This is a genomic window from Pseudomonas sp. 22189 (assembly GCF_052045635.1).
Lineage (GTDB): Bacteria > Pseudomonadota > Gammaproteobacteria > Pseudomonadales > Pseudomonadaceae > Aquipseudomonas > Aquipseudomonas parakoreensis.
Genome location: NZ_JBQEPG010000009.1, coordinates 48495 through 54702 on the forward strand (window position 1 = coordinate 48495; position 6208 = coordinate 54702).

At 61.2% G+C, this 6208-nt stretch carries 3 protein-coding genes; 2 read left to right on the top strand and 1 reads right to left on the bottom strand.

Annotated features, from left to right (window positions below; translation table 11 throughout):
- Window positions 1-5: 5 nt before the first annotated feature.
- A complete protein-coding gene (locus tag ACTJKS_RS11585) occupies window positions 6-1655 on the top strand; it encodes a cyclic peptide export ABC transporter (RefSeq protein ID WP_262949509.1) in 1650 nt (549 codons plus the stop codon).
- Between the two features lie 117 nt (window positions 1656-1772).
- Window positions 1773-4235, top strand: coding sequence for a TonB-dependent siderophore receptor (locus tag ACTJKS_RS11590; protein ID WP_262949508.1), 2463 nt, complete (start codon window positions 1773-1775; stop codon window positions 4233-4235).
- A gap of 946 nt (window positions 4236-5181) precedes the next feature.
- On the opposite strand, the gene ACTJKS_RS11595 is transcribed toward ACTJKS_RS11590, so the two are convergent.
- Window positions 5182-6141, bottom strand: a complete 960-nt coding sequence (locus ACTJKS_RS11595; RefSeq protein WP_262949067.1) for an alpha/beta hydrolase — start codon at window positions 6139-6141, stop codon at window positions 5182-5184.
- Between the last annotated feature and the right edge of the window lie 67 nt (window positions 6142-6208).

Consider the following 6208-nt stretch of genomic DNA (forward strand, 5'->3'; position numbering starts at 1 on the left):
CCTCCATGAGCAAACCAACACGCGGGGTGATCAATGAATTGTTCGCCCTGCTCAAACCCTTTCGACTGATCGTCAGCGTGTCGATCCTGCTCGGCATGGTCGGTGGCCTGAGCGTCACCGCGCTGCTGGCGACCATCAACAACGTGCTGCACGCCGAGGGCGCACTGACCAGCACCATGGTCGCGGTGTTTGCCGGCTTGTGCCTGCTGGCCCTGACCAGCTCGATCTTTTCCGACATCGGCACCAATTTCGTCGGCCAGCACATCATTGCCACATTGCGCAAAGAGCTGGGCGAGAAAGTCCTCTCGGCGCCGATCGAGCAGATCGAGCGCTACCGCAGCCATCGGCTGATTCCGGTGCTGACCCACGATGTCGACACCATCAGCGACTTCGCTTTCGCCTTTGCGCCGCTGGCGATTTCCCTGACCGTGACCCTCGGTTGCATGGGCTACCTGGCGATGCTGTCGTGGCCGATGTTCCTGATGATGGCGGTGGCGATCCTGATCGGCACGGTCATTCAGTACATCGCGCGCGGGCGCGGCATGCAGGGTTTCCTCAAGGCCCGCGACTACGAAGACGAGTTGCAGAAGCACTATCACGCCGTCGCCGAGGGTGCCAAGGAACTGCGCATCCACCGCCCGCGCCGGCATCGCATGTTCGTCTCGGGGATCGAAGGCACGGCCGACAAGATCTGCGCAACGCAGGTGCGCTCGGTAAACATTTTCGTGGTCGCCAAGACTTTGGGTTCGATGCTGTTCTTCGTGGTGATCGGCCTGGCGCTGGGCCTGCAATCGCTGTGGCCGAGTGCTGACAAAGCAGTCATGAGCGGCTTCGTGCTGGTGCTGCTGTACATGAAAGGGCCGCTGGAACACATCATTGGCACCTTGCCGATCGTCAGTCGCGCGCAAATCGCGTTCCGCCGGATTGCCGATCTCTCCGAGCAATTCTCCTCGCCCGAGCCGCACCTGCTGCTCAGTGATCAGGGCCATCAAAAGACCCCGGTGCACAGCCTGGAGCTGACCGATGTCTCGTACAGCTTCCCGACGGTAGAAGGCGCCAAGCCGTTCCGGCTGGGGCCGGTGAACCTGAAAATCGAACAGGGCGACATCATTTTCATCGTCGGCGAAAACGGCTGCGGCAAGACCACGCTGATCAAGTTGCTGCTGGGCCTGTACGCGCCACAGCAAGGCGAAATCCACCTCAATCAGCAGCTCGTCGACGCCAGCAACCGCGACGATTACCGCCAGTTGTTCACCACGATCTTCGCCGACTATTACCTGTTCGACGACGTGGTCCAGGGCGACACCCATATCCCGGAAGACGCCAACCAATACCTGGAGCGTCTGGAAATTGCGCACAAGGTCAGCGTGCGTGACGGCTCGTTCACCACCACCGACCTGTCCACCGGCCAGCGCAAGCGTCTGGCCCTGATCAACGCCTGGCTGGAGGAGCGTCCGGTGCTGGTGTTCGACGAGTGGGCCGCCGATCAAGACCCGACCTTCCGGCGGATTTTCTACACCGAGCTGCTGCCGGACCTGAAGCGCCTGGGCAAGACCATCATTGTCATTTCCCACGACGATCGTTACTTCGATGTCGCCGACCAACTGGTGCGCATGAGCGCCGGCAAAGTGGTCACTGAGCTGCAACCCGCCTGACTGTGAAAATTTTGTAAAAAAAATGGCGTTGAGCTTTCCGGTTTTCGGAAGGCTCAACGTCTTACTAACAGTTAATAGAAATAGTTCTCAGTCAACACTTTGAAGAGTAGAAGAACAATGCCCGCACCGCACGGACTCCACCCGCTCGCCAAGGCTCTGCTGATCCGCCGCTCCTTCCGTTGCACCTTGCCCGCGTTCTGCGCCATGGCCCTGACCGTGCCGATGGCCGGCCAGGCCCAGGCCGCCGCCGTGGCGATCAATATTCCTGCACAGTCGCTGGGGAGCGCCTTGCAGGAATTCGGTCGCCAGACCAACCTCCAAGTGCTGTACAGCCCGGATGAGGTCAGCGGTCTGCGCAGCAGCGCGGTCAGTGGCAACCTGGAACCGACTGCCGCCATCGCGCAACTGCTGCAAGGCACCAACATCGCCTACAGCGTCGAAGGCAACAACGTCGCCTTGCGTTCGCGCAGCAGCGGCGGCGCCAGCCTCGATCTGGCCCCGACCAGCATTTCCGCCACTGCCGAATCGGCCTGGGGCCCGGTCGACGGGATCGTCGCCAAACGCAGCGCCACCGGATCGAAGACCGATTCGTCGCTCAAGGAAATCCCGCAGACCATCAACGTCGTCACTCAAGACGAAATCAAGATGCGCGGCTCGAAGACCGTCACCGAAGCCCTGCAATACACGCCGGGCATGACCGGCGGCGGTTTCTCGGACCGGGTGAAGATCTTCGACGAACCGACCTCCCGCGGCTTCTCCCCTACTCCGCTGTACCTCGACGGCCTGCACATGCCTTACGGCGGCGGCAGCACCGGCGGTTCGCTGCAGATCGACCCGTACACGCTGGAGCGCGTCGAAGTGCTCAAGGGCCCGGCCTCGGTGCTGTACGGCCAGAACCAGCCGGGCGGTATCGTCAACATGGTCAGCAAGCGTCCGACCGCGACCCCGCTGCACGAAGTGAAGCTCGGTGGCGGCAGCTATGACCGCAAGTACGGCGCCTTCGACCTCGGCGGCCCGATCGACGATCAGGGCGAATTCCTCTATCGCCTGACCGGTGTGGTCAACGACAGCGGCTCGGCCATCGACTACGCCAGCCAGAACCGCATGCTGCTGGCGCCTAGCCTGACCTGGCTGCCCAACGACCAGACCACCATCACTGTGTTCGGTCAGTACCAGAAAGACCACGATGTACCGGAAGCCCAGGGCCTGCCGGCCAACGGCACCGTGCATCGCAGCCAGGCCGGGCGCATCAGCCGCAGCCTGTTCCTCGGCGAGCCGGACGTGAACAAGTACCACCGCGAGCAGTTCGTGGTCGGTTACGAGATCGCCCACGAACTCAACGACGTCTGGACCCTGAAGCAGAACGCGCGTTACGCCGACATCAATGACCAGTACGTGGCGCCGCTGCACGGTTATTCGTTCCCGACCAACCCGGTCACCGGCCTTAACGATGGCAGCTACCAGAGCCGTTATGCGGTGGACTGGTCGCAGCACAACAAGGTCTACGGCATCGATAACATCGCCCAGGCCAAGTTCAACACCGCCGATGTCGAGCACACCGTGCTGCTGGGCGTGGACTACTACCACTACAATTCGAAATTCCTCGGCCTGTACGACCGCACCGCTCCAGGTCTGGACCTGTACAACCCGGTGTATGGCAGCCAGATCAATTTCCGTCAGCCGTACAAGTGGGACAACACCATCACCCAGACCGGCCTGTACGCTCAGGATCAACTGCGCTGGAACCAGTGGTTCCTGACGCTCGGCGGTCGGTATGACTTCGCCGAAACCGACAACAAGCAACCGCTGAGCGGCGGCCACAGCAACCAGAAGGACGAGAAGTTCACCGGGCGTGCCGGCCTCGGCTACGAGTTCGACAACGGCATCACACCGTACGTCAGCTACGCCGAATCGTTCCTGCCGCAAACCGGTACCGACATGAGCGGCAGCGCCTTCGAACCGACCACCGGCAAGCAGTACGAAGTCGGCGTCAAGTACGAGCCGAAGTCGATCGACGGCTTCATTCAGCTGTCGGCGTACCAGATCGACCAGGACAATATGCTCACCACCGACCTCAACAATCCGGGCTTCAGCACCCAGAGCGGCTCCGTGCGTTCGCGCGGTATCGAGCTGGAAGGCAAGGTCAACGTCACCCGCAACCTGCGCGTGCTGGCGGCGGTGTCGCGTAACCAGACCAAGTGGGAGAAAGACAACGACGGGCGCGAAGGTCGCACCCTGGCCATGCGTCCACCGCTGACCGCCTCCGCGTGGGTCAACTACGACTTCGACATCTCCACCGCCCTCGCCGGTTTCGGCATGGGCCTGGGTGCCCGCTACGTGCGCAGCAGCTACGGTTCGGATTACGAGTCGGACTCGTTCCAGATTCCGTCCTACACCGTGTATGACGCCATGGTCTCCTACGACCTGGAGAAATCGCCGCTGCACGTCAAAGGCGTGAAGCTGCAAGCCAACCTGCAAAACCTCACCGACGAGAAATACGTGGCCGCGTGCAACGGTACCCTCGATTGCTACTACGGCGAAGGCCGGACCATGACTGCTGACGTGACCTACAACTGGTAATACGTTTAGCGCTCAATGAAACGCCGGCATTTGCTGGCGTTTTTTTTGCGGGCTGATTGGGGCTTGGCGGCCTTTGGGCCGACCAGGCTCTTGGGGTTTTGGGTGAATATCCGTTTCTGCGGGTTTTGCTGCTGGCGGTTTCGCTCTTACAGCGAGTCACCTTTTCCAGACGCCGAAAAGGTAACCCAAAAGGCTTTGCCCCGGCGTACGGCACTTCGCCGAGGCTCAGTGTTCCCTCGCTACGGTGCCCATCCGGGAGCATCGCCTACGGTTTGCTTCGCTGCACCTCCTCTCGATGCATGCGGCTTCGCCGCACGGCGCTGCGCGCCTACCCCCGGATGGACACCTCCGCTCGGCCTGCCGAAGGGGCTGAAGATCAAAAGCCAGATCAAGAGCCAAAGCCAGATCAAAAGATCACAGCCTTCGGCAGTTCCTACATGGGATTGAGTGTTTTCAGTTAGAAATTGGTCGGCTGGCTGGCCGCCATCACTGGCAAGCCAGCTCCCACAGTGGGACCGGGTGTTTTCAGTTAGAAATTGGTCGGCTGTCAGGCCGCCATCGCTGGCAAGCCAGCTCCCACAACTTTATTCGTGCACACCCCATGCGGCGAAGCCGCCCCACTCAACACGATGAGCGTTAGCTCGAGTACCGCTTTTGATCTGAGGGCCCGTCGGCAGGCTGAGTGGAGGGGTTTATCCGGGGGTGGGAGCGCAGCGACCGTTTGGCGCAGCCAAACACAGCGAGAGGAGGTGCAGCGAAGCAAACCGTAGGCGCTGCCCCCCCGGATGAATCCCGCAGCGAAGGAACCCGAGCCCAAGCGAGGGCCGAACGTCAGGGTAAAGCCCTTTGGTTACTTTGGGGCGTTTGCCAAAGTGACCCGCCGTCAGGGCGGAACCCTAGGTGGCCGTTACCGCAGCAACGGATATTCACTCACCCCCAACCCCGGTCAAGCCAAAGCAAACACCTCCACCAACCGCCCAGCAATCAACCCCAGCGCCTCCTCAGCCTCATCAACAATCGCCCCCATACGCATGAAGTCGTGGGTCATCCCCTCATAAACCTTCAACTCCACAGCAACCCCCGCCGCCTGCAAATGCCGGGCATAAGCCACCCCTTCATCATGCAACGGATCACACTCGGCCAACACCATCAGCACCGGCGCGACATTGGCCGGAACTTCGCCGAGCAACGGCGAGAAACGCGGATCAAGACGATCGCTGGCATCACGCTGATAGTGCTCGTAAAACCACTGCAGCGAAGCCTTCTCCAGCAGATAGCCTTCGGCAAAACGCTCGATCGACGGCGTGCTGCGACTGGCATCTGCAACGGGATAAATCAACACCTGCAAACGCGGCTGTACAGCGGCAGCCGTCAGTTGCGCAGCCAGCACCGTGGCCAGGCTGCCACCGACGCTGTCACCAGCAATCGCCAGCCGCGCCGCATCGATGCCCAGATCAGCCGCACTCGCCAGCAGCCAGTCCCAGGCATCGCGGGCATCATCGGCCGCTGTCGGAAAGCGATGTTCCGGCGCCAGTCGATACGCCACCGACAGCACCACGCAATCAGCCAGCGAGGCCAACGCGCGGCACAGCGAATCATGCGAATCGAGGCTGCCGACCACATAGCCGCCGCCATGAAAATACAACAGTGCCGGACGACCCGCACCCGCCTGCAACGCATGGTTACTGTAGATCCGTGCGTTCAACAGTGCACCGTCACGTACCGGCAATTGCAGCTCATCCACCACGGCCAGTTCTTCACCGCCGGCGTCCATCAGCAACGATGACTGATCGAACTGTTCACGGGCCTCATGCGGGGTCAGCTCATGCATGCCAACGCGTTTGCCACTGACCCGGCCGTTGCCGACCAGTTGCAGAAATGCGGCGATATCAGGATTCAATGACATTCAAATCTCCAAAGCGATCGGGCGCCATCAGCACCCGATCGGTTCTACTTGGGTTTCACAGCAGGTT

Coding starts and splice junctions, on each gene's coding strand:
- ACTJKS_RS11585 (WP_262949509.1), top strand. CDS start 6: ATGAGCAAACCAACACGCGGGGTGATCAATGAATTGTTCGCCCTGCTC.
- ACTJKS_RS11590 (WP_262949508.1), top strand. CDS start 1,773: ATGCCCGCACCGCACGGACTCCACCCGCTCGCCAAGGCTCTGCTGATC.
- ACTJKS_RS11595 (WP_262949067.1), bottom strand. CDS start 6,141: ATGTCATTGAATCCTGATATCGCCGCATTTCTGCAACTGGTCGGCAAC.